The organism is Streptomyces sp. NPDC021749, assembly GCF_040640655.1.
In the GTDB taxonomy this organism is placed as follows: domain Bacteria; phylum Actinomycetota; class Actinomycetes; order Streptomycetales; family Streptomycetaceae; genus Streptomyces.
Genome location: NZ_JBFACE010000010.1, coordinates 99,864 through 124,297, shown reverse-complemented (window position 1 = coordinate 124,297; position 24,434 = coordinate 99,864). Strand labels below are relative to the sequence as shown.

The 24,434-nt window shown below is 71.3% G+C and carries 23 protein-coding genes and 1 pseudogene; 16 read left to right on the top strand and 8 right to left on the bottom strand.

Going from position 1 to position 24,434, the window contains the following annotated elements; translation table 11 throughout:
• Positions 1–206: 206 nt before the first annotated feature.
• From AB0G35_RS12920 to AB0G35_RS12910, 3 genes are all read left to right on the top strand, one after another.
• On the top strand, positions 207–707 hold the full coding sequence (locus AB0G35_RS12920; RefSeq protein ID WP_360947767.1) for a peptidylprolyl isomerase: 501 nt from the start codon (positions 207–209) through the stop codon (positions 705–707).
• A 152-nt stretch (positions 708–859) separates the two neighbouring features.
• Positions 860–1,819 carry a LysR substrate-binding domain-containing protein gene (locus AB0G35_RS12915; RefSeq protein WP_360947765.1) on the top strand — a complete coding sequence of 320 codons (960 nt, stop codon included), beginning with the start codon at positions 860–862 and terminating at the stop codon, positions 1,817–1,819.
• 182 nt (positions 1,820–2,001) lie between these two features.
• Positions 2,002–3,963: a collagenase gene (locus AB0G35_RS12910; protein ID WP_360947763.1), complete on the top strand. Its 1,962-nt coding sequence runs from the start codon at positions 2,002–2,004 to the stop codon at positions 3,961–3,963.
• Between the two features lie 131 nt (positions 3,964–4,094).
• Here AB0G35_RS12910 and rox read toward each other — a convergent pair whose 3' ends face one another.
• A complete protein-coding gene (gene rox / locus AB0G35_RS12905) occupies positions 4,095–5,522 on the bottom strand; it encodes a rifampin monooxygenase (protein WP_360947761.1) in 1,428 nt (475 codons plus the stop codon).
• A 326-nt stretch (positions 5,523–5,848) separates the two neighbouring features.
• On the opposite strand from rox, the gene AB0G35_RS12900 reads away from it, so the two are divergent.
• The 10 genes from AB0G35_RS12900 (at position 5,849) to crcB (AB0G35_RS12855) (ending at position 15,552) form a co-directional block, all read left to right on the top strand.
• Positions 5,849–7,246: an MFS transporter gene (locus AB0G35_RS12900; protein ID WP_360947759.1), complete on the top strand. Its 1,398-nt coding sequence runs from the start codon at positions 5,849–5,851 to the stop codon at positions 7,244–7,246.
• Complete coding sequence (locus AB0G35_RS12895; RefSeq protein WP_360947757.1) at positions 7,243–9,138, top strand: prolyl oligopeptidase family serine peptidase; 1,896 nt, start codon at positions 7,243–7,245, stop codon at positions 9,136–9,138. The genes AB0G35_RS12900 and AB0G35_RS12895 overlap by 4 nt, the downstream gene beginning before the upstream one ends.
• A gap of 237 nt (positions 9,139–9,375) precedes the next feature.
• Complete coding sequence (locus AB0G35_RS12890) at positions 9,376–11,307, top strand: RiPP maturation radical SAM C-methyltransferase (protein ID WP_360947755.1); 1,932 nt, start codon at positions 9,376–9,378, stop codon at positions 11,305–11,307.
• A 102-nt stretch (positions 11,308–11,409) separates the two neighbouring features.
• Complete coding sequence (locus AB0G35_RS12885) at positions 11,410–12,111, top strand: DUF5825 family protein (protein WP_360947753.1); 702 nt, start codon at positions 11,410–11,412, stop codon at positions 12,109–12,111.
• 287 nt (positions 12,112–12,398) lie between these two features.
• Complete coding sequence (locus AB0G35_RS12880; RefSeq protein ID WP_360947751.1) at positions 12,399–12,878, top strand: hypothetical protein; 480 nt, start codon at positions 12,399–12,401, stop codon at positions 12,876–12,878.
• Positions 12,879–13,128: 250 nt separating this feature from the next.
• On the top strand, positions 13,129–13,728 hold the full coding sequence (locus tag AB0G35_RS12875) for a class F sortase (RefSeq protein WP_360947907.1): 600 nt from the start codon (positions 13,129–13,131) through the stop codon (positions 13,726–13,728).
• 99 nt (positions 13,729–13,827) lie between these two features.
• Positions 13,828–14,136 (top strand): hypothetical protein, encoded by a 309-nt coding sequence (locus AB0G35_RS12870; protein ID WP_360947749.1) that lies wholly within the window; start codon positions 13,828–13,830, stop codon positions 14,134–14,136.
• Positions 14,137–14,366: 230 nt separating this feature from the next.
• Positions 14,367–14,831, top strand: a complete 465-nt coding sequence (crcB, locus tag AB0G35_RS12865) for a fluoride efflux transporter CrcB (protein WP_360947905.1) — start codon at positions 14,367–14,369, stop codon at positions 14,829–14,831.
• Positions 14,828–15,181 (top strand): DUF190 domain-containing protein, encoded by a 354-nt coding sequence (locus tag AB0G35_RS12860; protein ID WP_360947747.1) that lies wholly within the window; start codon positions 14,828–14,830, stop codon positions 15,179–15,181. Before crcB (AB0G35_RS12865) ends, AB0G35_RS12860 begins: the two co-directional genes overlap by 4 nt.
• Positions 15,178–15,552: a fluoride efflux transporter CrcB gene (gene crcB / locus AB0G35_RS12855; protein ID WP_360947745.1), complete on the top strand. Its 375-nt coding sequence runs from the start codon at positions 15,178–15,180 to the stop codon at positions 15,550–15,552. Before AB0G35_RS12860 ends, crcB (AB0G35_RS12855) begins: the two co-directional genes overlap by 4 nt.
• A gap of 31 nt (positions 15,553–15,583) precedes the next feature.
• Here crcB (AB0G35_RS12855) and AB0G35_RS12850 read toward each other — a convergent pair whose 3' ends face one another.
• Positions 15,584–16,426 (bottom strand): class I SAM-dependent methyltransferase, encoded by an 843-nt coding sequence (locus AB0G35_RS12850; RefSeq protein ID WP_360947743.1) that lies wholly within the window; start codon positions 16,424–16,426, stop codon positions 15,584–15,586.
• A gap of 191 nt (positions 16,427–16,617) precedes the next feature.
• Here AB0G35_RS12850 and AB0G35_RS12845 point away from each other — a divergent pair, with 191 nt between their 5' ends.
• The gene (locus AB0G35_RS12845; protein WP_360947741.1) at positions 16,618–17,211 is read left to right on the top strand and encodes a TetR/AcrR family transcriptional regulator; all 594 of its coding nucleotides are present in this window, start codon (positions 16,618–16,620) and stop codon (positions 17,209–17,211) included.
• A gap of 22 nt (positions 17,212–17,233) precedes the next feature.
• On the opposite strand, the gene AB0G35_RS12840 is transcribed toward AB0G35_RS12845, so the two are convergent.
• From AB0G35_RS12840 to AB0G35_RS12825, 4 genes are all read right to left on the bottom strand, one after another.
• The gene (locus tag AB0G35_RS12840; RefSeq protein WP_360947739.1) at positions 17,234–17,752 is read right to left on the bottom strand and encodes a hypothetical protein; all 519 of its coding nucleotides are present in this window, start codon (positions 17,750–17,752) and stop codon (positions 17,234–17,236) included.
• A gap of 22 nt (positions 17,753–17,774) precedes the next feature.
• Entirely contained in the window at positions 17,775–18,332 is a 558-nt protein-coding gene (locus tag AB0G35_RS12835; protein ID WP_360947737.1) for a hypothetical protein, read from the bottom strand.
• Positions 18,333–18,500: 168 nt separating this feature from the next.
• Positions 18,501–19,262 carry a class I SAM-dependent methyltransferase gene (locus AB0G35_RS12830; RefSeq protein ID WP_360947735.1) on the bottom strand — a complete coding sequence of 254 codons (762 nt, stop codon included), beginning with the start codon at positions 19,260–19,262 and terminating at the stop codon, positions 18,501–18,503.
• 157 nt (positions 19,263–19,419) lie between these two features.
• Positions 19,420–20,775: an MFS transporter gene (locus AB0G35_RS12825; protein WP_360947733.1), complete on the bottom strand. Its 1,356-nt coding sequence runs from the start codon at positions 20,773–20,775 to the stop codon at positions 19,420–19,422.
• Positions 20,776–20,829: 54 nt separating this feature from the next.
• On the opposite strand from AB0G35_RS12825, the gene AB0G35_RS12820 reads away from it, so the two are divergent.
• On the top strand, positions 20,830–21,576 hold the full coding sequence (locus tag AB0G35_RS12820) for a helix-turn-helix transcriptional regulator (RefSeq protein ID WP_360947731.1): 747 nt from the start codon (positions 20,830–20,832) through the stop codon (positions 21,574–21,576).
• A 114-nt stretch (positions 21,577–21,690) separates the two neighbouring features.
• Here AB0G35_RS12820 and AB0G35_RS12815 read toward each other — a convergent pair whose 3' ends face one another.
• Positions 21,691–22,854, bottom strand: coding sequence for a hypothetical protein (locus AB0G35_RS12815; protein ID WP_360947729.1), 1,164 nt, complete (start codon positions 22,852–22,854; stop codon positions 21,691–21,693).
• Positions 22,855–22,883: 29 nt separating this feature from the next.
• Entirely contained in the window at positions 22,884–23,891 is a 1,008-nt protein-coding gene (locus tag AB0G35_RS12810; RefSeq protein ID WP_360947727.1) for an NUDIX domain-containing protein, read from the bottom strand.
• 176 nt (positions 23,892–24,067) lie between these two features.
• Here AB0G35_RS12810 and AB0G35_RS12805 point away from each other — a divergent pair.
• A pseudogene (locus AB0G35_RS12805) lies at positions 24,068–24,301 on the top strand (chaplin); the annotation flags it as partial.
• Positions 24,302–24,434: the final 133 nt, after the last annotated feature.

The following is a 24,434-nucleotide window of genomic DNA, read 5'->3' as shown; positions in this document are numbered from 1 at the left end:
TATTCATTGGCCGAATTTCATGCATTGCCACGGGGCGTACGCCGTAGTAGTCGTCCCGCGGCCGGATTTGCCGTAATGCGCCGGCACGGCGGGCATGCCGCAGGAGGGCGTCCGGCGGTGCGGCCACCCCGGGGCCCGGCGGGGCCAGGAACGGAAGGGGTGGGCCCCGCGCGCGGCCCGGAGCGACGGGATGTGAAGATGCCACCATGAGCAACAACGACGTGTACTTCGACATCACCATCGACGGCGAGCCGGCCGGCCGGATCGTCTTCACCCTGTTCGACGACGTGGTCCCCAAGACCGCGCGGAACTTCCGCGAGCTCGCCACCGGCCAGCACGGCTTCGGTTACGAGGGCTCCAGCTTCCACCGGGTCATCCCGACCTTCATGCTTCAGGGCGGTGACTTCACGGCCGGCGACGGGACCGGCGGCAAGAGCATCTACGGCGAGAAGTTCGCCGACGAGAACTTCCGGATCAAGCACACCAAGCCCGGTCAGCTGTCGATGGCCAACGCGGGCCCGAACAGCAACGGTTCCCAGTTCTTCATCACCACCATCGTCACCGACTGGCTCGACAACAAGCACGTCGTCTTCGGCGAGGTCGTCGAGGGCATGGAGGTCGTGAAGAAGGTCGAGGCCCTGGGCTCGCGCAGCGGTGCCACCAGCGCCGACATCGTCATCGCCAAGTCGGGCGTGGTGGGCGAGTAGCCCCTCCCCCCGGAACCGCGCCCGAGCGCCCCTCACGCAGGGGCGCTCGGCCTTTCCTGCCGTCCGATGGCCGGCAAGGCCGTTCCCCGCTCTGGCGCCGGCGCCCGGAGCGCGATGAGGTGGCTTCCACGCGGACGGGAGGAGTTGCGGGCATGGAGTTGGAGCTTCGGCATCTGAGGGTGCTGTGCGCGATCGCCGACGCCGGGAGCGTGGGCCGGGCGGCCTCGGAACTGGGGTACTCACAACCCGCGATGAGCACCCAACTCCGGCGGATAGAGGGGTACTTCGGCCGCCCGCTGTTCGAGCGGCACCCCTCGGGCGTCGAGCTGACGCGGTACGGCACCGAGGTCCTGGCGCAGGCCCGTGACGTGCTGGCCCGCGCGGCCGCGATCGGACGCCTGCCGGCCGCGGGCACGCGAGCCGGCCGGCCGATCCGCCTGGCCGCGACCAACTCACCGGTCCTCGCCGGTATGCTCGTCCGGCTCCGCAGCCGGCGGTCCGATCTCGCGCTGACGGTGAGCAGCGTGTACCCGTCCTCGGAGATCGTCGACCTCCTGGAGAGCGGCGAGGTGGACGCCGCGATCGCCGCCGACTACCCCGGACGCGAGTTGCGGCATTCCGCCGCCGTGGCGCACCGCGGGATCGTCACCGAGCCGAGCTTCGTCGCCCTGCCGTCCGGTCACCGGCTCCGGCACTGCCAGGAGGTGGCGCTCGCCGACCTGGCCGACGACCCGTGGTTCCTCACCCCGGACGACGGTGCGGGCTGGCCGGGCGTCTTCTACGCGGCCTGTGACGCGGCCGGCTTCACCCCGGCGGCGGTGCACGAATTCCTCGGCGACCAGCAGCAGTTGCAGAACATGATCGCCGAGGGCCTCGGGGCCTCCATCGTGCAGGCGACGTTCCGGCCGATCCCCGGCGTCCTGGTCAAACCGCTGTCCGGCACGCCCCTGTGGTGCCGTTACGTACTGGCCTGGCGGCGCGGAAGCCCGGCCGACGAGGTCGCGGACACCCTCTTCACCTCCGCCGCCGCGGCATACCGTGCGCTCATCGCGCAGTCACCGCACTTCCGCTCCTGGGCCTCGCGCACCTGGAACGTGACGACCAGACCGTAGCCGGCCCACACCCATGGGTCGCTGGGGCTCTTGGGGTCCGTGGTTCCTGAGGTTATGACTGCGGTGCGCCATGTGCTATGTCACACCGTATTGTCGCGGCCGGTGTGCGCTGAGAAGGTGCCACTCACGCCTCAGCCCGATCCCGAGGCGGCCCCCCACGAAACCCCCACAAAGGAGCATGGATGCGCTACCGCTCACCCCTGCCCAGATGCGTGACCGGCGCCCTGGCCGCCTGCGCCACACTGGCCGGCTTCCTGACCGCACCGGCACTGGCGGCACCGCCCCCGCCGGCCGCCCCGGACCAGGCCGTGTCCGCATCCCGGAACATCACCCCCCACGCCGTACCCCCGACCGGTCCGACCACCGGTGCGAACGAACGGCCCGCCGCACAGCGCCGCCCCCTCGGCACCTCCCAACTCCCCCCACTCAGCGCGGAGAAGGCCACCACCCCTCCGACCGGCGCGGGACGGCACCACGCCCCGAAGCCGGGCACCAAGGCCTCCTGCAGCCCGGGCGACTTCGGCGGCCGTACGGGCTCCGAACTGGTCACGTTCGTCCAGGCCTCGACCACGGAGTGCGTCAACACGCTGTTCAGCGTCACCGGCAGCGATGCGCGCGACGTCTTCCGCGAGGAGCAGATGGTCACCGTCGCCGACGCCTTCAAGAGCGGGGCGACGGCCTACCCCGGTGACAACTCGGCCAATGTGTTGCAGCTCGTGCTGTTCCTGCGCGCCGGCTACTACGTGCAGTCCAACCACCCGGACGACGTCGGCGACTACGGCGCGAACCTGGCAGCGGCCAGCGAGGGCAGCCTGGACGCGTTCTTCGCCAACTCCCATTCCAAGGACGTCACTTCGGACAACGGCGACGTCCTGAGCGAGGTCATCACCCTCACCGACAGCGCCAACGAGCAGGGCCGCTACCTGGACGTCTACAAGCAGGTGCTGGGCGGCTACAACAGCTCCTACGACGACATCCCCAGCATGCTGGCCGCCGTCAACAACGTGTACACCCCGCTGTGGCGCGGGAACTGGAACCCCGAGTACGTCAAAGCGGTCACGGCCGATCCGAGCATCATCGACACCCTCAACAAGTTCGCGCTCGACCACCTGGACATGCTGGGCACCGAGAACTCCTACCTCGACTCCAACGCCGGGATGAACGTCGCCCGGTACGTCGAGCACCAGGCCCTCCGGGACAAGGTCCGGCCGCTGATGAAGGGCCTGCTGGACGCCTCGAAGATCAACGGCCCGACGGCGCCGCTGTGGGTCACCGTCGCCTCCCAGGCAGACTCCTACGACAAGGACAACTGCTCGTACTTCGGTGTCTGCGACCTCTCCGACCAGCTGACCAAGGCGGCGCTGCCGGTCACCCACGAGTGCGATGCGACGCACACCATCAAGGCGCAGGCGCTGAAGCCCGAGGAGCTCGACGCCGCCTGCACCAGCCTCCTGAGCCAGGACGCGTACGTCCACGACCTGGTGAAGAACGACGGCCCGATACCCGGCCAGTACGAATCGACCATCCAGCTCGTCGTGTTCGGCAGTCGCAGCGACTACCAGACCTACGCCGGGGCCATCTTCGGCGTCGACACCAACAACGGCGGCATCACCATGATCGGGGACCCCACCAAGCCCGACAACAAGCCGATGTCCATCATGTACCAGAGGAGCGACGACAACGGTTTCCCGGCCCGGATCTGGAACCTCAACCACGAGTACACGCACTACATCGACGCCCGTGACGACATGAAGGGCGACTTCGGCCAGCAGACGTCGGTCCCGGACGTCTGGTGGATCGAGGGTTTCGCCGAGTACGTCTCGTACGGCTACCGGAAGATCACCGACGAAGAGGCGGTCAGCGAGGCCGGGAAGCACACCTACAAGCTGAGCACGCTGTTCCAGAGCACCTACGACAACAGCGACGTGACCCGCACCTACCCCTGGGGCTACCTCGCGGTCCGCTATATGTTCGAGAAGCACCCCGAGGACATCGCCACCATGCTCGGCCGCTTCCGGACCGGTGACTACCAGGGCGGCTACGCCGTCTACCACGACATCGGCACCAACTACGACGCCGACTTCGACGCCTGGCTCACCGCGTGCGCGTCCGGCGCCTGCGCCGCCAAGGCGAAGCACCACTGATCGACGCAGCGCATCCCGCCGGCGCGGAGACCGCCGGCCCGAACAGCGCCGACGCCCCTCCCGGCCGACCCACGACGGAGTCGGCCGGGAGGGGCCGATCACGGCCCGCCCTTCCGGCCGTGACCGCGCGCTCAACTCACCGCAGCACCGAACCACTCGGGCAGTCGCCCGGTCAGCTCCTGCTGGTCGTCACCGACCCACACCACATGGCCGTCCGGCCGCAGCAGCACCGCGGGCACGTCCGGTTCCCCGCCGACGTCGACGATGTGGTCGACCCGGTCCGCCCAGCCCGCCACCGAAAGCCTGCCGGTCCGGTCGAGCAGCAGTCCGCGGCCGCCGTGCATCAACTCGTAGAGGCGCCCCTGCTTCAGCTCCACGTCCCGCAGCCGCCGGCCGAGCAGGTCGTGTCCCTCGCCGAAGTCGTAGCGGATCGCGATTCCGGTGAGCTTCTCGATCAGGTGGCGGTTCACCTCCTCGAAGTCCATCAGCTCCGACAGCAGCCGGCGCACCGCCTGGGGGCCCGGCTCGGTGGACACCAGTTCCATCTGCGCGCGGGTGTGGTCCAGCACGGCGGCGGCCACCGGGTGCCGTTCGGCTTCGTAGGTGTCCAACAACCCTTCCGGCGCCCAGCCGTTCACCTCGGCGGCGAGCTTCCAGCCGACGTTGAAGGCGTCCTGGATGCCGAGGTTGAGGCCCTGTCCGCCGATCGGCGGGTGGACGTGCGCCGCGTCGCCGGCCAGCAGCACCCGGCCCACTCGGTAGCGTTCGGCCAGGCGGGTGGCGTCGCCGAAGCGGGACAGCCAACGCGGCGAGTGCACGCCGAAGTCGGTGCCGGCGGTCGCCACCAGCTGCCGTTTGACCTCCTCCAGGGTCGGCGCGGCCGTACGGTCCTCGGCCACCCCCGCGGCAGGCACGACGACGCGGTAGACCCCGTCACCGAGGTGCCCGAGCCCGAACCGCACCTGGGTCTTGCGCACCTCGGCCACCACGGCGGCCACCGTCTCCTCTGGAACGTCCACCTCCATCTCGCCCAGCAGCGTCTCCACCCGGGTGGGCTCGCCGGGGAAGCCGACGCCGAGCAGCTTGCGCACCGTGCTGCGGCCGCCGTCGCAGCCGACGAGGTAGCGCGAGCGCAGCCGCGTGCCGTCGGCCAGCTCGATGGTCACGCCCTCGTCGTCCTGGCTCAGCCCGACCACTTCGCAGCCGCGCCGGATCTCGGCGCCGAGCTCGGCGGCGTGCTCGGCCAGCAGACGGTCGGTGACGGTCTGCGGGATGCCGAGGGTGTAGGGATGTGCGGTGTCCAGCCGGTCGGGCCAGGGCACGCCGATGCCGGCGATGAAACCGCCGACCCTGAACTGCCGGCCCTGCTGGAGGAACCGCTCCAGCAGACCGCGTTGGTCCATCACTTCGATGCTGCGTACGTGCAGGCCGAGCGCGCGGACGAACGCGGTCGGCTCCGTCGCCTTCTCCAGCACCACCACGTGCACCCCGTGCAGCCGCAGCTCGGCGGCCAGCATCATGCCGGTCGGTCCGCCGCCGGCAATGATCACGTCGATCACAACAATCCCCGTTTCCGCAGGTTCTGGGCTTCGGCGGGCGATTCTGCGGCATGACGGGGGCCTTGCCGCAAGGCCCCCCATGCGCTATACGTTGAGAGTGGCAGGGAGCGGTGCGCTCTTTGCCCTTCTTTTTTTGCCGGCCGTTGCGGACGGACGGCTTTCTCGCGAAGCGGCGGTGCCCACCGCCAAGACTCCCCCTTCGGGGCCTTGTGGCCTGCGTCACGGTGTGGCTAAGCTCCGGCACGCTTCGAGCACATTTCCTTCGCAAGTTGACCTAAACGTGTGTCGATCTTCACGATCTGCACACAGATGTGGGGTGGCTTCGCATGGAACGAAGACCGGCGGGGCCCCCAGCAGGCGACTCGCCGTACGACTTACCTCAGGACTCCCGGCCGGGCGCCCTCACCGGCGGCACACCGCATGCCCGTCGCGACATCCGGCTCTTCTGGTGGGCCGGTGCCTCCGACGCGCTGGGCAGCCAGGCGTCCGGGCTCGTCCTGCCGTTGTTGCTGCTGAGCCTGGGCCGTTCCCCGGCCGAAGTCGGCGCCGTCGCGGGGCTCTCCGCGGCAGCGACCCTGCTGCTCGGCCCGCTCGCCGCCGTTCCCGCCGATCGCGGAGCGCGCAAGCGTGTCATGGTGGGCGCCGCGCTGGTGTCTGCCGCTTCGATGACCGTCGTCGCCGCGGCAGCATGGTCCGGTTCGGCCCCGCCGGCCGCACTCCTGGCCCTCATACTCGTCGAACGGGCGGCGACCGCCTGCTACGAGACGGCGTCCCTCGGCACCGTCGCCCTGGTGTGCGCCCCCGCGGACCACCGACGCGTCCTGTCGCGATTACAGGCGGGGGAACGAGCCGCCCTCGTACTGGGACCCGCACTGGGCGGGCTGCTCTTCCACGCCGGGCGCTGGCTGCCGTTCCTCGCGGACGCGGTGTCGTACGTCGTCGCCGCGGCCTGCATCGGGGCCATGCGGTCCGGTCTGTCGGCGCAGCACACCAGGCGCCCGGCGCCCGGCGGACCGTCCCGGCCCTGGCGGGCACTGGCCGCCGAAGCCGGGGCGGGACTCGGCATGGTGCGTCGCGAGCCCTTTCTCAGGCTGGCGCTGGTCTGGACCGCGGCGGTCAACGCCGTGCTCGTCGCGCTGTATTACACGGCGGTCTTCGCCCTGCAGGACCACGGCAGGGCCGCGGCTCCCCTGGGTCTGGTGCTCGCGCTGGCCGGGGCGACCGGTCTCGCCGGTTCGCTCGCCGCACCCCGCCTGGCCGGCCGGCACTCCGCGACGCAGGTGCTGGTGACGGTGTCCTGGCTGCTGGTGCCGCCCGCCGCGGCCCTGGCGGTGGCCCGCGACGCCTGGCAGTTCGGTCTGCTCTTCGGTCTGCTGTGTGCGCTGACCCCGCTCGCCACCGTGGCGCTCCAGGCCCGGGTCCTGCAGACCGTCCCGCCCCAACTCCAGGCCCGTACCGGGACGGTGCTGGCCACCGCGTCGGGGGCGGCGGCGGCCGTGGCACCGGCGGTCGCGGGACTGGTCACCGATCAGGCCGGGACCGTCGCCACGTCCCTCGGCTGCGCCGTGGTGCTGAGCGGGCTCGCGCTGTACGCCACCTGCTCCCCGGCCTCCCGCCACGCGGCAACGGCGTACCGCCGCGAGGCCACGGCGTACCGCCGCGAGGCCACGGCGTCCCGCACCCGCCCGCCGGAATCCTCCGCCACCCCGAAGGAGCGGGCATGAACACCTCCGCGGCACACGCCCGCCCCCTATCGGCCGCCGGTACGGGCTTCCGGGTCTACCGGCCGGCGCTGCCCGAGGTCTGCCCGCGCGACCCGGCACGGATGGCACTCGCCGCGGACGCCGACGGCCGGTGCGAGATCTTCACCTGGGACGCCGGCACGGGCACCACGCGCCAGCTCACCGACAGCCCCGACGGGACGCTGCACTGCGCGGTCGACGCGGCCGCGCGGGTGTGGTGGTTCGCGGAGGACCGGAGCGGCCGGGGACGGTGGCACTTCCAGGACTTCGACGGCGGACCGGCCGTTCCGGGACTGGCCGGCCTCCGGCCGGGGCTGCCGCACGGCCTCGCCGTCAGCGACACCGGGACGGCGGCGATCGGCCTGGGGGACGGCCGCCGGACGACCGTGCACCTCGGCATCGCGGGCGGCCCGGGCCGACCGGTGCTGACCGTCGACGGCCCTGCGCTGCTCACGGGCATCTCGCCGGCGGGCCGGCTGCTGGCGGTGTCGGGGCCGGCCGCATCCGATCGTGCGGTCATCCTCCTGGGCTGCTCCGGCGGGGAGGTCGCGGAGGTCGCCCGGCTGTCCGGACGACACGGGAGACTGTGGGCGCTCGGTTTCGCCCCCGGGGCGGCGGCGGACGGCGAGCTGCTGCTCGTCCGCGAGGCCAACGAGCGCTATCTGATTGCCAGTTGGACGCCGAGCGGCGGGTTGCGGAACCACGACTGGTGCCGCTTCGACACCGAGATCACGGCGCGCTGGTACCCCACCGGGCGCCGGGTCCTCGTCCGGCAGGACCGGCACGGCCGTTCCGCCCTCGCCACGGCCGACCTCGACCGGCACACCCTCACCACCGTGCCCACCCCGCCCGGCACACTGCTGGACGCCGCCCCGCACCCGGGCGACGATGTGCACTACCTCTGGACCGACAGCACCACGCCCCCGCAGCTCCGCTCCACCGCCGGCACCCGGCTGCCGGCGCTCGGGGGCCTGCCCGCGCCCGTTCCCGGCCGGCACCGCGACCTGTGGACGCCCGGCCCGGACGGTCCGGTGCACACCCTGCTCAGCCAACCGGACCCGGCACCCGGACCGCGGCCCCCGTTGGTCTTCCTCGTGCACGGCGGTCCCGCCGACCACGACCGCGACGCCTACGACCCGCAGGTGCACTCCCTGGTCGCCTCCGGTTTCGCGGTCGCCCGGGTCAACTACCGCGGCTCCACCGGCTACGGGCCGCGCTGGCGCACCGCGTACACCGAGGGCGTCGGGCTCGCCCAGGTCGCCGACCTGGTCGCGGTCCGTGCCGATCTGCTGCGCCGCGGCCTGGCGCGGGCGGACGCGCTCGGTCTGTGGGGCAGCTCCTGGGGCGGCTACCTGACCCTGCTGGCGCTCGGCACCCGGCCCGGGCTGTGGCAGGCGGGCGTGGCCGTGAAGCCCGTCGCCGACTGCGTGGCGGCGTACCGTGCCGGCACCCCCGCGTTACGCGCCCTGGACGAGCGGCTGTTCGGCGGCACCCCCGAGACCGTTCCCGACCGCTACCGGCGCAGTTCGCCGCTGCACTACGCCGCCGATGTCCGGGCCCCGCTGCTGGTGGTCGCCGCGAGCCTCGACGCCAAGTGCCCGCCCGGCCAGGTACGCGGCTATCTCACCGCGCTGCGGGCGGCCGGCGTCGTGCACGAGTCGATGTGGCTGGAGACCGGGCACGACGGATACACCGGCGCCGACCACATGGCCGTGCTGCGGCGCGCCCTGGGCTTCCTCGACCGGCACCTGCGCCCGGTCCCGGCGGCCCCCCGAACTCCCCGCTTCCCCGAGAGCGGGGTCTCCGGGAGCACCGGCCCGTCCGGTGCCCCCGGATCGCACGACCCGAACTCCGTTCACCAACAGGAAAGGTAGGCCAGCCATGCAGAAGGACATCATCCACAACGACCCGCTCGCGGGTGACGAGGAGAACCGCAAGCCGGGCATCGGCATCACGGTGACCGTCCCGTTCCGCACCGCGGAAGACACCGAGGAGGAGTGACCTCCCCGGCCGGCCCGGTACACCACCGGGCCGGCCGGCCACCGCCCCGGCCGGCCCGCTCGCGCCCGCCGGCCACCTCACACCCCGCCAGTCGCCCACGAGGAGCCGAGATGCGCGTCCTGCTGGTCAACATGCCCTGGTCCCCGATCGATCTGCCGTCGCTGGCGCTCGGCATCCTCCGGCGCAGCGTCGACGAACGCACCACGGGACGGGCCGAAGTCCTGCACGCCAACCTGGAGTTCACCGACTGGATCACCCGGCGCACCGACTTCACCGGCGACGACTACCAGTTCTACGCGCTCTCCTCGTACTTCATGGGGTGCGGGGACTGGGTGTTCTCGTCCGCGCTCTACGACGATCCCGAGTGGCGCACGGCGGAATTCAGCGCCGCGATGCGCGGCAAGCTCAAGGCCGAGCGGATCCGGATGTCGCACCAACTCCACCGTGTGGTAGCGGAGTTCGTGCAGGAGATCGCCGAACGGATCGTGGCGTCCGGGCCCGATGTCGTCGGTTTCACCTCCACCTTCCAGCAGAACACCGCCGCGCTCGCCGCCGCCAAATACGTCAAACGCCTCGCCCCGCACATCCGGACCGTGATGGGCGGCGCCAACTGCGACGCCGAGCAGGGCGCCGCCGCCCACCGCAACTTCCCCTTCCTGGACTTCGTGGTCCGCGGCGAGGGCGAGGCCGCCTTCCCCCAGCTGCTGACCGCGCTCGACGAGGGCACGGACCCGGCCGCCGTTCCCGGACTGTGCCACCGCGGTGCGGACGGCACGAGCACCGCCAACCCGATGAGCACCAGTCCGCTGCCGCCCGCCGCCATCCTGCCGCCCGACTACAGCGGCTACTTCGAGCGCCTGGCCGGCTCCGTCGCCCGTAACTGGGTGGAGCCCAAGCTCGTCGTCGAAGGGGCCCGCGGCTGCTGGTGGGGCGAGAAGCACCACTGCACCTTCTGCGGCCTCAACGGCTCGTTCATGCAGTTCCGCAGCAAGAGCCCGGACACCTTCTACACCGAGATCATGGACCTGGCGCGCCGGCACCGCGTGCTCGACATGTACGTCGTCGACAACATCCTCGACATGGGCTACCTCGGCACCGTCCTGCCCCGCATCATCGACAGCGGCTACGACCTGCGGATGCACATCGAGATCAAGGCCAATATGCGCCGCCCGCAGCTGCGCACCCTCGCCGACGCGGGAATGATCTACGTACAGCCCGGCATCGAGAGCCTGAACAGCCGGGTGCTGGACCTGATGGACAAGGGCGTCAGCGGCTGCCAGAACGTCCGTATGCTCCGCGACGGCGCCGAGACCGGACTCTCCGTCTCCTGGAACTACCTGCACGGCTTCCCCGGCGAGACCGCTGCCGACTACGAGCCGGTCATCGCCCAGATCCCGGCCCTGGAACACCTCGATCCGCCGGTGGACCTGTCCGCGCGGATCGCCATCGAACGCTTCAGCCCCTACTTCAACCGGCCCGAGCTCGGCTTCACCGGACTGCGCCCCGAGGAGCACTACCGCTTCACGTACGACCTTCCCGAGAGCGAACTGCTCGATCTGGCCTACGTCTTCGAGGCCCCGGAACGCGGCATCGGCGAGCCCACCGTCACCGCCCTCAACGACGCGCTGGGCGCCTGGAAGAAGCGTCACGCGGACAGCAGGTTCACCCATGCCGACCTCGGCGACCGGATCGTGCTCGTCAGCCGCCGGCACGCCTTCGACTGGGGCACCAGGGAACTCGCCGACCCGGTCGAGACCGAGGCGTTCCGGCTCCTCGACCAACCGCACGCGCCCGCCGCGCTGGCCCGCAAGCTCGCCGCGCGCCTGCCCGAGCACACCGTCGACGCCACCACCGTGCACACCCTCCTCCAGCGCTGGTTGACGCTCGGGCTGGTCTTCACCGACGGCGGCCAGTACGTCCACCTCGCACCCGCCGCGGTCAACGAGGACCTGCTGCGACTGGACTTCATGCGGCACAGCCATGCGTCGGGCACCGCGCGGCAGGAGTCCGGCGCCGCGGCCCCCGCCGTCGCCCGGGCCTGAGCCCTCGCCCTCCGCTCCCGGCCCTCCGCCGCCTGCCCGTCCGCGCCCGCCCCGCCCGCTGCCGCCCCGCCCGCTCCCGACGAGTCCTTCCCAGGAGGCCGTATGACCGCCACCGCCACAGACACCAGCCCCGCCGCCGCCCTCCCCCACCGACCGCCGGCGCTGCACGCCTGGCGCGACTACGACGAGCAGGCATGCACCCTGCCCGGAATGAGTCTGGGCCGACTCGAACCGACCGGCCCCGCCGACGAACAGGCCGCCCAATTGTGGGAACTCGGCGCCCGCCGGGTCCAGTTCACCGACGAGATCGACCTGACGGCGGTGGGCTCGCCCGACGCCGCCGCGTACGCCGTCCGTCAGCTGTGCCTGATCCGCGACCTGACGGCCCGGGCCGTCCTCGTCCACTGGCGACTGCGACTGCCCGCGGCCGGGCCCGACGACGACGCCTGGCGCGACCTCAGCCACCTGCAGCCGCCCACCGCCCTCACCGGCCCGTCCGACGCCGACGCCGCGCTGACGCAATGGCGCGCCGAGCACTACCTGTGCAAGTGCCTGTGGCGGCAGGGCCCGGGTTTCGTGCAGATCCGCGACCGCCGGTGGGGCGAACTGCGCCGCTTCACCGCCGACGAGCCCGCGTACCGCGAGGCGATCGCCCGGCTGTCCTACGGCGCGCCGCTGTCGGCGGTCCCGGAAGCCATCGCCACCGACTTCCTGACCGAACGCCTGGTCAGCCGCACGGGCCCGTACCTGTGGTGGCTGCCGTACCGGGTGAACCGCTGGATCCAGGAGGCGATGGCGATCTGAGCGGCCCGCACCAGGGCCTCACGGGGCCATGCGGGTGACACGCGGCCAGGCGGCAACCCGCCGGTAGCGACGGTCCCGCCCGGCGCCTTCCCACTCCCCTCAGCCACGGAGAACCCCCTGCTCACCCCGTGTGCCGGTGACCGTCCGCACCGCCGCGCCGGGTCCTCGGCGCGGTCTTCTGCACGGGCCCGGTTCGCGCTTCGGCCAACTGGCGGACGGACGGAAGAACGCATGTCCTGAAGGTGGGAGAACGCCTTCCCGCAGTCTCATCCCTCTTGGAGGAACTCATGCGTTCCATATCCGCTCTGTGCGGTGTCGTGGTCGTCGGCGGTGTGCTGGCCCTGGGCAGCCCGGCCGGTCATGCCGAGACGGCCAAGGGCTCGTGCTCCGGCGCGATGAACATGGCCAAGAAGGCCAGGTCCTCGTACGACTCCTACGACAGGGAGCTCAGGGACCTCACCAACCAGGGCGGGCACCCGGACCGGTCGCAGCGCGACCACCTGGACAGGCTCAAGAGGAAGTACGACGACGCGTCCTCCATGGCGAACCGGACCTGCGGGAAGTCCAAGCCGGCCAAGCCCCGCCAGAAGACCATGCCGAAGTCCATGCCGAAGGCGATGCCGCACGGCAAGGTGAAGGCCGGTTCCGGGACCATGAGTGCCGCGTCGGGTCCCTCGGACCTGGCCCTCACCTCGTCCGCGGTGCTGGTCGCGGGGGCGGCCGGGGTGTGGATGCTGCGTCGCCGCGACGACGAGAAGCTCGGCTGACCCGGAGTCCCGGGTCCCGGGAGCTCTGCCCCCACCGGCTGTCCGTGGCACCTGCCACCGACAAGCCGGAGGGGGCAGGGCTCCGCCCCGTAGCCCCGGATGCTCCCTCCCCCACCGTTCCCCACCCCGAAAGACATCCCGCAAAGACATCCCGCAAAGGCATCTCGGAAGACACCCCGGAAGACATCTCGTGAAACGCATCGCGCCAGCGTCTCTCCCCCCTCGCACCGCCCGCACCCTGGCCCTCCTGCTGGCCCTCGCCGGTATCGCTTGCCTGGTGTGGGGTTGGCACAGCCATCGCTCCGCCCCGCCGCCCCAACCTTCGCGGGCCGAAACGCTGACCCGGCAACCGGACGCCGAAGCCGGGAACCCGCCGGGGCCCTCGCCGCTCCCGGTGTCGGAGCCGCTGCGCGTACGCATCCCGCGCACCGGTGTCGACGCGCCGTTGATGAGGCTCGGACTGAACCGCGACCGGCGTCTCGACGTTCCGCCTCCCGACGACCGCAACCTGGCCGGCTGGTACAAGGACGGTGTGACGCCCGGCGACACGGGAACCGCCTTGATCACGGGACATGTGGACACCAAGACGGGGCCCGCGGTCTTCTACGCGCTCGGTGCGTTGACGAAGGGCGACACCATCCGCGTGGTCCGCAAGGACGGTCGCACGGCGGTCTTCACGGTCTATGCGGTGGAGGTTTTCAGCGGCACCGACTTCCCTGACGAAAAGGTCTACGGCGCCTCCACACGGCCCGAACTCCGCATCCTCACCTGCGGCGGCGGTTACGACCGGGCCCGCCACGAGTACCTCGGCAACGTCGTCGTCTTCGCCCGCATGAGCGCCACCGCCTGACCCGCCCGCGCGCTCAATGCGTCCGTTCAGTGTCCGTTGATCCGGTCTTGGCAGGATCCTCCGCATCACGTCACACCACCGACGCGAGAGGAACGGCCCATGGCTTCCGTGAAGTTCTTCCAGCTCGAATGCGTCAAGCAGGAGGACTGGAACGGTAAGGACGACATCTACCTCACGATCAACGGGAAGAAGGTCTACTCGGCCCGCATGGCGGAGGACGACAAGATCCACATCAACCGGACCTTCCCCTACGAGGGCGACGTCGCCCGGGTCCGGTTGTACGAGAGCGATGACGTCGGTGACGACGACCTCCTCGGCGAGCAGGTCCCGCTCTCCGGCGTCGGGGAGATGAAGTTCACCGAGGACGACGCGTACTACACGCTCTCCTACCAGCTCTTCCCCCGGTAGCCGGGGCAGCCGTCCGGACGGCACCGATCCCCCACCGCCCGCGCCTCCGCACCGGCCGGAAGGTAAGCTGGCCGGCGACGGTGACCCCGTGCTCACCGTTGCGGCGGTGGGGCCCGCCGTTCCCCAACCGCGGCGATGCTGCCGCCAACGGTCCCTACTTGTGACGCGCGTGGGCGTTCCCACCCATGCCCGGCGAGTAGGAGACGTACGTGCCGAAGGCCCGACCCACCATGCTGAACGAACCCGTCGACCCTGACGTCGACCTCCGCGAGCCCACCCGCCGCAAGGGACTCCCATTGCGCCAGGGACCGGTCGTGGCGGTCGTGGCGCTGGGCGGCGGCGTGGGCGCGTCGGCGCGCTACGGGGCCGCTCTCCTGTGGCCCACGGCACCCGGCGCTTTCCCCTGGACGACACTGGTCGTCAATGCCGTCGGCTGCGCGGTCATCGGTATCTTCATGGTGGTGATCACCGATGTGTGGGCAGCCCACCGGCTGGTCCGTCCGTTCTTCGGCACCGGTGTCCTCGGCGGCTTCACGACGTTCTCCACCTACGCCGTGGACATCCAGCAGCTGCTGGCCCGGGGCAAGCCCGGTGCCGGGCTCGCCTACCTGGCGCTCACCCTGGCCGCCGCACTGGCCGCCGTCTGGAGCGCGGCCACCCTGACCCGCCGCATCGTCCAGTGGAGGCAGCAGTGAGGCTCACCGGTCCCGCCCTGCGCGTCACCGTCTTCATCGGGGAGAACGACACCTGGCACCACAGGCCGCTCTTCACCGAGATCGTCCACCGCGCCCACCGGGCCGGCCTGGCCGGCGCGTCCGTCTTCCGCGGCATCGAAGGCTTCGGCGCCTCGTCCCTGATCCACACCACCCGGCTGCTGTCGTTGAGCGAGGACCTGCCGGTGGCCGTCGTGATCGTCGACACCGAGGACCGGGTCCGCGCCTTCCTCCCGCAACTGGACGAGCTCGTCAGCGAAGGGCTGGTCATCCTCGACGAGTGCGAAGTCATCCGTTACACCGGGCGCAGCGAGAAGGGGCAGGGGCGGTGAACTGGCTGCTCGTGATAGCCGGTGCGATGGTCGGGGCCCCGCTGCGCTACCTCACCGACCGCGCCGTGCAGACCCGGCACGACACCCTCTTCCCGTGGGGCACGTTCACCGTGAACGTCGTCGGTTCGCTGATCCTGGGCCTCGTCACGGGAGCGGTCGCCGCCGGGGCCGCCTCCGCCCAGGCGCAGTTGCTGATCGGCACCGGCTTCTGCGGGGCCCTGACGACGTACTCCACCTTCTCGTACGAGACCCTGCGGCTGGCGGAGGACGGCGCCCGGTTCTTCGCCCTGGCCAACGTCCTGGCGAGCGTGGCGGTGGGCCTCGGCGCCGCCTTCGCCGGCGCGGCACTCGCGGGAGCCCTCTGGGGTTAGGCCCTCCGGCCGGGCCCTCACCGGGGCCGGGTCACGGCCGACGGGCGGTGACCATCCAGGCAGTGGTGCAAAGTCGTACCGCGCCGTTCTCCTCGTGGGCGCGCAGCACGTCCGTGAGCTTCTGCCGCACGCGGTCCTGAAGCGCCGGGGAGGCTTGGCCGGTCAGGTGGCGCCCCGGGCCGGAGTCCAGCAGGAAGGCGGCCGCATCGTCCGCGTCCCGGCCCCACAGCCCCTGCGCCTGCACCCGCTCCGCGGTGACCTGCTGCCACCCGGCGGCGGACAGCACCTCCCGGATACGGGCCGGGTCCGCCAGGGAGAACATGCCGGGAGCTCCCGGCGCACCGAAGTCCCCGACGGGGAGGAGGTCCCGCAGTGCGGCGATCGCCTGGAGCCACTCGTTGTCCCCGGGGTCGGCACTGCAGAGGACGGCCATCCGACCGCCGGGCCGCACGGCGCGCCGCAGGTTGGTGAAGGCGGCCACGGGGTCGGCGAAGAACATCACCCCGAAGCGGCTGATGACCACGTCGAATGTCTCCGGTGTGAAGGCGTGGACCTGGGCGTCGCCCGCTTCGAAGCCGACGTTGCCGAGTCCTTCGCGCGCGGCGGTGTCCCGGGCCCGCGCCAGCATCGGCCCCGACAGATCGAGGCCCAGGACCCGGCCGGTACGGGACCGGTGTGCGGCCAGTCTCGTCGTCTGCCCGGTTCCACAGCCGACATCCAGGACGCGGTCCCCCTCGTCGATCGCGGCGGCGGTGAGCAGCGGCTCGTTGAAGCCCCCGTTCACCGCGTCCCAGCGGTCCTGGTGCTCGGCCCAGTAGGCGCCCTCGTAACCGTTCCAGGCCGCGGCCTGTTCGGTGTTGACGATGCGTGACATGCGTACCTCCTGCTGCCGGGGGTGGGCCCTGGGCCGGGCGCGGTGCCGCGGCCGGAGTAGAATGGGCGTGCGCCCAAACAGTAGGGGACAACAGTATGGGCAAGCGCCCATACGGGCAATCCCCTTCCCGTGACCGCCTTCCGGCGGCCCCTTGGCGGAGTGGGGCGTTCCCGTCGCATCAGGAGAGGTTCATGTCACCCCGTGGAGTAGCGATTCCCGACGTGCGCGACCGGCTGTTCGACGCCGCGGAACGCGTCCTGGCCGGCGCCGGCCCCGCCGCCCTGACCAGCAGGGCCATCACCACCGAGGCGGGCTGCGCCAAGGGACTGCTGCACGCCCATTTCTCCGGACTGGACGAGTTCATCGCCGCGCTGGTCCTGGACCGGTTCGCGCGCATCGCCCGGCAGGCCGGGCAACTCCCCGATCAGGCAGGCACCGCCACCGTGGCCGAGAACCTCCGGAAGGTCGCTCTCGCGCTGCTGGCGTCCGTGAACCCGACGGTCGCCGGCCTCGCCATGACCCGCCCCACCGCCTCACTGACGGTCCGTCAGGCACTGGCGGAAGGCGCCCCGGGCTTCGCGGCGATCCAGGACTCGATCGCGGAATACCTGGATGCCGAGCGGCAGCTCGGACGTCTCCCGGACGCCACCGACAGCCACGCGGTGGCGCTGGCCCTCGTCGGGTCCGTTCACCACCTCCTGATGACCGGCTGGGCCGGCGCACCGGACCCCCGCGAACAGGTCAACGGGCTGGTCAGCCAACTCGTCGGCGGCGCCGGCGCCTGAGCGGAAGGCCCGGGGCGAGAGGCTATTCGGCGAGAAGCCGGTGGAAGAACGAGCGGTACTGGCGCAGGGCAACCCGCAGACCTTCGGTGTCCACTTTCTCGCCCTGCTTCCACTGCTCTTCCAGCGTCTGCTTGTGCTCGGCGAACGTCGTGGCCAGTGTCTGCATGACCTCGGCCACCAGCGCGTCGGCGGCGTGTACGGCCTGGCGCGGATCGTCCACGAACGTTCCCTGGATTTCCTGCCAGCGCCCGCGGAAGCCTTCCGCGTCGTCCGGGGCGAGAAGTTGCGGAGCGGCCTCCTCGTCCGGGGGCGCGCCCGATGCCGGCATGCCCCGCCCGGCCTCCTCCGCTTCCGCGGCCTTCCCCGGAATGGGGACGCTCTCGCCGGGCGCGGTGGGAACAGCGCTCGCCGGTCCCGTCGATTCGTCCGGCGCCGGCGGGGGCGCGGACGCTGGAGCGGGCGGGGACACAGGGGGCTGGGCAGCAAGGTCTTCGGTGGACAGGCCCCTGGCTCCCGTGCCCTGATCGCGTTCGCGTTCCATTTTCTGCTCCCTCATGGCCTCATCAGGCTCTGGCGTGGCGGGCTTGGCCACCGTCGGACAGCAAATCCTCGAAGAGGGCGCGATAATGCACCATCGCTCCTCGTAGTTGCTCGGTGGTCGCCCGGTGCTGGGTGCTGAGCGTTTCGACTTCGTGTGCAGCCCGGTAGTGCTCCAATGTCCGGCCGTGTTCGACCGAAAGGTCCTTGAGGCGCTGCTCGAAGTTCTCCGTCGGATAGCCCCGCTCATGCATCAACGAGGTCACGAGGCGGTCGGCGTCGTGCACGGCGTCCTCGGGCCGATCGACGAATTCCGCCTGAACGCCGTTCCATTCACGGCTGTAGCGGTCGCGGGTGCCGCTCTGCAGGGGCTTGATCTCCAGAGAATCATGCCGCCGCTCCCTGGCCCTGAGCTCACGCTCACCGGCCATACGACCGTCGGCGTCCCCGACGGTTCGCTCGTATTCGGGCCCGAAACGATCGCGGAGTCGGCGACGCCTGACGAAGCGCGAGGCCATCACCGCGAGAAGAGCGATGACCACCACGGCGGGGATAATGATCGCAAGAAGCGTGCCTGTCGACATCGAACGCACCTCCGTTGAAAGCGTCCGATTTCCACTCTAAGGCGGCTGTGCACATGTTGGTCAGGCGACGGATTTCCCCCCTCGCCATCGCCGTCCCGCCCCCCTTCGTTATCGCCATCGGCAACGAGTGCGTGATCGTCCGAATGCGGAGAGTCCCCGAAGAGGGAATCAGGAACGCCGGGCCAGCAGCAGGTCGACCACGTAGGTCTCCGTCACCACCTCATCGGGAAAGATGCCGCGCAATCGGCTGCGTTCGTCCGCGAGAAAGGTCCGGTTGCGGTTTTCGTGGAGGACGAGGAATGCGGAACGGCTGCTGATAGTGGCCAGGTGGGTGTCGAGGGGAACGGCACGGCTCCACCGCAACCGGCGGCGCGCGACATCCAGGCCCGCAAGGCCCGCGAGCCGGGTGGCCTCGCTGTCGCTCAGACGCGTTCCCGCAGGGGGTTCCACTCCGCAGTGCCGCGCGATCCGCTCGTGCTGCGCCGCGAGCCACGGCACATCGAGGGCGTGGGTGTTCCAGCACACCGCGAGCGCGCCACCCGGCGACAGCACGCGCAGTGCCTCCGGGACGGAGCGGGCGGTATCGGTCCACTGCCAGGCCTGTGCATACGTGATCAGATCGCGGGAGCCGTCGGCCAGCGGCAGCGCATTGCCGTCGCCGCGAACGATCGGCACGTCGGGCAGGACACCGCGGAACTGCGCCACCATCTGCTCGCCGGGCTCCACGCCCACCATCTCGGCACCACGCGCGCACAGCAGCGCCGTGGCAATACCCGTGCCCGCCCCGACATCGGCGACCCGGGCCCCTGCGAGGGGGCGTCCGATGAGTTCCTCGATGACATCGAAGAGGACCGGCGGGTACGAAGGACGGCTCGTCGCGTAACGGGCAGCGGCCTTGTCGAACGATCGGGCGCGCGAGACGGCGGTCATGCGCCCATGATGCCGCCGCCCCACGATGGCGCGCTGTTTTCGCCGGGATCGAACAGGGCGCACCATGGACCGAAAAGCGCTCACTCGCTCGCATGCCACAGGGCCGGGGGTCGGCCTCCTGCAAAGGCGGAGGCCGACCCCCTCTCCACCCACCCGGCTACGACCGAACTCGGTCTTCTGCAACCGCTGTTGGGCCTGCCGTCCCGGCGGGCGACGCCCCAGTGATCCCCTCGGGCATCGCGGGCTCGTGCAAGGTGCGGAGGAGGAGCCAGCCGAGGGCGGGCAGGGCGATGAGCGGGCTCAGGGCGGTCTGGAGGGAGGTGGCGTCGGCGACCGCGCCGAGGAGGGGGCTGGCGATGCCGCCGATGCTGACGGTCAGGCCCAGGGTGACACCGCTGGCCGTGCCCACGCGCCGGGGCAGGTAGTCCTGGCCGAGGGTGACGTGCAGGGAGAAGGGCACGTACAGGCCGGCCGAGGTGAGGGCGACCAGTACGTAGAGCAGCGGACCGGGGACGAAGACGACGCCGGCCACGGCGAGGACGGTCAGGGCGTAGGACCACTGGACGACCCGGATGCGGCCGTAGCGTCCAGCGAGCTTTCCGCCGGCCACCGTGCCGACCGCGCCACCGAGGTAGAGCACGAACAACGCGGAGGTACCGGCGACTTCGCCTCCGCCGGTGCGCTGACGCACGTAGAGCGAGATGAAGGCGCTCAGGCCGACGAAGACGATCGAGCGGCACACGATGGCCCCGGACAGTTTGCCGAAGGACGCCCAGTCGTCACGGTTGTCGGCCGCCCCCCTTTCGGCACGGCCGCCGGCCACGTCCTCCGGACTGCCGTCGGTGGCGTTCCGGTCGGCAACCGCCGCCTGCGGCAGGCCGGTTGCCGTCTCCTCCGCAAGGCCGGCCGCACCGGCTGCCGTCGTCGCCTCCGCGCCCCGGGCCCGCATCGTCCGGAGGGCGGCCGTGCCCAGTGCGGCACCGGCGAGGGCGGGGGCGACCAGCAGCGGGGAGGCGCACAGGCCGCCCGTGGTGATGACGGCGGAGACCATCAACGGGGCGGCAGCGAAGCCGAGGTTGCCGCCGAGGGAGAACCAGCCCATCGCGGTGTGACTGCCGCGGCTCGCGTGGCGGGCGACGCGCGCCGCCTCGGGGTGATAGGCGGCCACGCCGATGCCGGAGACGGCCACCACGGCCAGGGTGAGGGCGTAGGAGCCGACGATGCCGCTCAGGGCGACGCCGACGCCGCCCACCAGGGTGCTCACCGGCAGCAGCCACGGCAGGGCCCACCTGTCGGTGAGCGCACCGAACAGCGGCTGTATCACCGATGACAGCAGCGAGGCGGCCAGCACGATGCCGGAGGCCGCGGCATAGGTGTAGGCACGTTCGGAGACGAAGAACGGCACCAGCGCGGCGACCGCTCCCTGGTAGACGTCCACGCAGGCGTGGCCCAAGGACAGGAGGGTGAGGGGTCTGGTGCGCGGGGCGGTGGTGTGGTGGTGGGTCGTGGTCACTCGTCGATCGTCGCGACACCCCGGCATGTCGCGCTTCCGATAAATTGCCAACCCATGCCGAACATCCGCCATCTGCCGGAAGCCTGTACCCGGGTCCAGACGCTGGCCGCCGGAGAAATCATCGACGCGCACCACCACGACGACCACCAGATCGTCTACGCGGGCTCCGGGGTCGTCGCCGTCACCACCGGCGCCGGCACCTGGTTCGCGCCCGGGACCCGCGCCATCTGGGTCCCCGCGGGAACCCTGCACGCCCACCGGGCACACGGCCACCTCGACCTGCACCTGGTCGGCCTGCCCGCCACCGACAACCCGCTCGGCCTGGACGCCCCCACGGTCCTGACCGTCAGCCCGCTGCTGCGCGAACTGATCCGCGCCTACACCGCCGCGCCCGACGACACCGGCCCGGAACGCCGCCGCCTGTGCGCGGTCCTGCGCGACCAGCTGCGCGCCTCTCCGCAGCAGCCCGTTCACCTGCCCTCCCCCACCGACCCGCGGCTGGCGGCCGTCTGCGCGATCCTGCACGACAATCCCGCGGAACCGCGCACCCTGGCCGCCCTCGCCCGCGCGACGGGCGCCGGCGAACGCACCCTCAGCCGCCTCTTCCGCTCGGAATGCGGCATGACCTTTCCGCAGTGGCGCACCCAGTCACGCCTCTACCACGCCCTGCGGATGCTGGCCGACGACACCCCGGTCACCACCGTCGCCCACCGCTGCGGCTGGTCCTCCACCAGCGCCTTCATCGACGTCTTCCGCCGCTCCTTCGGCTACACGCCGGGCACCCACAACCGCCGCTCCTGAACTCCGCCGGCTCCGCGACCCACGCGGACCTCACCGCCGGGCCGCGGGGCGACGGTGCGGGAACCGGCGCAGGAACCGGTGCGGGAGCCACGGCGCGAACCCCGTGCCCGGCGATCAGACGGAGGCCAGCCCCAGACCGTAGAACCGCACCGCATACGGACCGATGTCCTCGCCCTCGCTGCCGATCAGCAGATCAGCCGGCGACGCCAGGCCCTCCGCACGTGCCGTCGCCACGACCATCTCCGCCAGTGCGCGGCCCCGCGGCTCCCCGGGGCCGCCCGCGTCGAAGCGCCACCTCGGGTCGTAGTCGTTCTGCCAGGTGTCCCGGCTCAGGGGATGCTCGGCAACGGTGCCCCAGCCGAACGATGCCGGGTCGATGTCATGCTCCGCGTACGAGGCCAGCATCAGGCGGCGGTCGGCATCGATGTCGAACAGGAGCGGTGCGGAGCCGCCGACCCGGCCGTAGACCGGGATGACCCGGGCGATGCCGAGTGCGGTGAACTCGGCGGGCAGCGTGGTGAAGAAGGCCGCCAGCGCGCCCGTCAGCGTCTCCCAACTCCGTACCGCCCAGCGCCCGGGCAGGCTCAGCCCGGCATTGGCGGGTCCCGGCCGGCTGCCGAAGTAACCGCTGATCGCGTGCTCTTCGCCGTGGCCGAGACTCCACAGCCAGTTCTCGAACGGGGAGGTGGGTGCGAGGACGAGTTCCGGCCCTCGGCTGCCCGCCCGCAGTTCGAGGCTGTCCCGCTTCCCGCGCCAGCGCAGGAACGGCGCACCCCAGGCCGGAGTGGGGGCGTGGTACGCGCCCATGGAACCGTACGAGCCGAGGGCCGACGGCTCGCCGAGCGCATCGGTCAGCTCGTCCTTCGCGGCGCGGAAACTCTGCGCCTGCCACACGGCGTTGGACGCGCACTCCGGTGTGGACCCCGGTGCGGGTGCGGGTGAGGCCGTCCCCACGCTCGCCACGAGTTCGAGATATGTCTCCTTCTCGACATACCGCTCCTCAGCCGGCCCGACGGCACGCAATCTCAGGCCGCCGGGCTTCGCCTCCCCCCTCGTCGCGTCATCCGCTTGCGCGTGGCTTCCCGCCCTCCCCTCGGCGGTCTTCGCGTCGCCCGCCGACGCCTGGACCATGACCTCGTCCCACCGCCGTCCCAGGCTCTCGACGAGTGCGCGGGCGCCGTCCTCGGTCCAGCCTCCGGTCTCCACCTCCCGCAGGCGAAGGGCGAGTTCGGCCAGCGGTTCGCCGGCGCAGGCAATGCTGAGGTGTCGGTCCGTCATACGGCGATTCTGTCGCACGCCCGGGGCGATCACCGCACCACTGGGTGGCGGTGAACGGGCGGCAGGTCGGGCAGGAGACCGGGCCAGACCGTGTCCAGTACGTGCGCGCTCGGCGTGAACAGCCAGGACGCCAGGGCCGGCAGATCGTTGATCTCGTGCCACTCCCAGCGGCGGATCAGATGGGGCTCGCGTACCACCGGCTCGCCGGTGAAGGCGGTGACCCGTACGGCGGCGGTGAGGCGCGGGATGCCGTGGGCGGAGTCCATCAGGATCGCCAGCAACCGCGCGTCGCCGGGCCCGGCCCGCAGCCCGGTCTCCTCCGCCAACTCCCGGACGGCGGCTTCGGTGAACGACTCCTCCGCATCGTTCTTCCCGCCCGGAAGCTCCCAGCCGCCGCGGACGGAGTGGCCCAGGAGCACCCGGCCCGCCGCGTCGGTGACCACCACGCCTGCCCCCGTCAGCGCGTGCGGGGACGGCCGGCCCTTGTTGCGGTACGCCACCGCGCTGCGGACCGGGGTGCGCAGCGCGAGGACGGCGAGCCCTTCGGCGTCCCGGCGTGCGACGGTGTCCCAGCCGGCGGTCAGCAACGCGATCTCCGCTTCGTCCAGTTCATGCGGCGCGATGTCGCGTGTGCCGTCGGGCGAGGACTCGGCGACGGGAGTGATGACGACCATCACGCCGCCGGGGTTCAGGCGCTCACGCAGCCGGTTCAGCACGCGGGTGCGGTCACGGAAGAACGCAAGGGAGAGGCGCAGGGTGATGAGGTCGTACGAGGCGCGCAGACCGTCCAGCGCCTCGCTCTCGATGTCACATCGGACGAAGCGCACGCGGCCCCTTGCCCTATCCGAAGCCGAAGCCGGACCCGGACCCGAAGCCGGACCCGGACCCGGAGCCGGAGCCGGAGCCGGAGCCGGAGCCCCTGCCGATGCAGATGACCGGGCCGCGGCGAGCCGGAGGGCTGCCGGGGCGTCATCGATCGCGTCGACGTCATAGCCGTCGGCCGCCAGGTGGCGGGCCAGCTCACCCCCGTAGCTCACCGCTCCACGTCCGAGTGAACGCCCTTGGTGACACCGGGATCGCCCTCACCGCCCCGTGCGCATTCCTTCCCCGAATGGGTGAAAAGTCCTCCCCCGGCCTCACTTTGCGCGCAGGTATGCCGAAAGGGGAGTCAGGAAGCGGCAAAGGGTCGCTTGCATTAATCGGAAGGTTCGGTATGTCACGGATCACGCGGATGACCGCTCTGGCTGCTCTCGCGGCAGGCACCGCTGTGGGCGGTACATCGGCTGCATTCGCCGACAGCAACGCGGCAGGCGGCGCTATTGGTTCTCCGGGGGTGGTGTCGGGCAACCTCATCCAGGTCCCGATCCACATTCCGGTCAACGTCTGCGGCAACAGCGTCAACATCGTGGGGCTGTTGAACCCGGCCTTCGGCAACACCTGCATCAACGGTCTGGAGCGGCGTCTGATCGTCCACCGCGTCGTCAAGCACGATCACCACCACGACTTCAAGCGGAAGGACAACAAGCACCACCACGGCCACGGCGGCACCAAGCACAAGAGCTCCAAGCACCACAGCAGCA

Excerpts from the sequence above, each read along its gene's own strand:
- AB0G35_RS12920 (WP_360947767.1), top strand. The coding sequence starts at position 207 with ATGAGCAACAACGACGTGTACTTCGACATCACCATCGACGGCGAGCCG.
- AB0G35_RS12915 (WP_360947765.1), top strand. The coding sequence starts at position 860 with ATGGAGTTGGAGCTTCGGCATCTGAGGGTGCTGTGCGCGATCGCCGAC.
- AB0G35_RS12910 (WP_360947763.1), top strand. The coding sequence starts at position 2,002 with ATGCGCTACCGCTCACCCCTGCCCAGATGCGTGACCGGCGCCCTGGCC.
- AB0G35_RS12900 (WP_360947759.1), top strand. The coding sequence starts at position 5,849 with ATGGAACGAAGACCGGCGGGGCCCCCAGCAGGCGACTCGCCGTACGAC.
- AB0G35_RS12895 (WP_360947757.1), top strand. The coding sequence starts at position 7,243 with ATGAACACCTCCGCGGCACACGCCCGCCCCCTATCGGCCGCCGGTACG.
- AB0G35_RS12890 (WP_360947755.1), top strand. The coding sequence starts at position 9,376 with ATGCGCGTCCTGCTGGTCAACATGCCCTGGTCCCCGATCGATCTGCCG.
- AB0G35_RS12885 (WP_360947753.1), top strand. The coding sequence starts at position 11,410 with ATGACCGCCACCGCCACAGACACCAGCCCCGCCGCCGCCCTCCCCCAC.
- AB0G35_RS12880 (WP_360947751.1), top strand. The coding sequence starts at position 12,399 with ATGCGTTCCATATCCGCTCTGTGCGGTGTCGTGGTCGTCGGCGGTGTG.
- AB0G35_RS12870 (WP_360947749.1), top strand. The coding sequence starts at position 13,828 with ATGGCTTCCGTGAAGTTCTTCCAGCTCGAATGCGTCAAGCAGGAGGAC.
- crcB (WP_360947905.1), top strand. The coding sequence starts at position 14,367 with ATGCTGAACGAACCCGTCGACCCTGACGTCGACCTCCGCGAGCCCACC.
- AB0G35_RS12850 (WP_360947743.1), bottom strand. The coding sequence starts at position 16,426 with ATGTCACGCATCGTCAACACCGAACAGGCCGCGGCCTGGAACGGTTAC.
- AB0G35_RS12845 (WP_360947741.1), top strand. The coding sequence starts at position 16,618 with ATGTCACCCCGTGGAGTAGCGATTCCCGACGTGCGCGACCGGCTGTTC.
- AB0G35_RS12840 (WP_360947739.1), bottom strand. The coding sequence starts at position 17,752 with ATGGAACGCGAACGCGATCAGGGCACGGGAGCCAGGGGCCTGTCCACC.
- AB0G35_RS12835 (WP_360947737.1), bottom strand. The coding sequence starts at position 18,332 with ATGTCGACAGGCACGCTTCTTGCGATCATTATCCCCGCCGTGGTGGTC.
- AB0G35_RS12830 (WP_360947735.1), bottom strand. The coding sequence starts at position 19,262 with ATGACCGCCGTCTCGCGCGCCCGATCGTTCGACAAGGCCGCTGCCCGT.
- AB0G35_RS12820 (WP_360947731.1), top strand. The coding sequence starts at position 20,830 with ATGCCGAACATCCGCCATCTGCCGGAAGCCTGTACCCGGGTCCAGACG.
- AB0G35_RS12815 (WP_360947729.1), bottom strand. The coding sequence starts at position 22,854 with ATGACGGACCGACACCTCAGCATTGCCTGCGCCGGCGAACCGCTGGCC.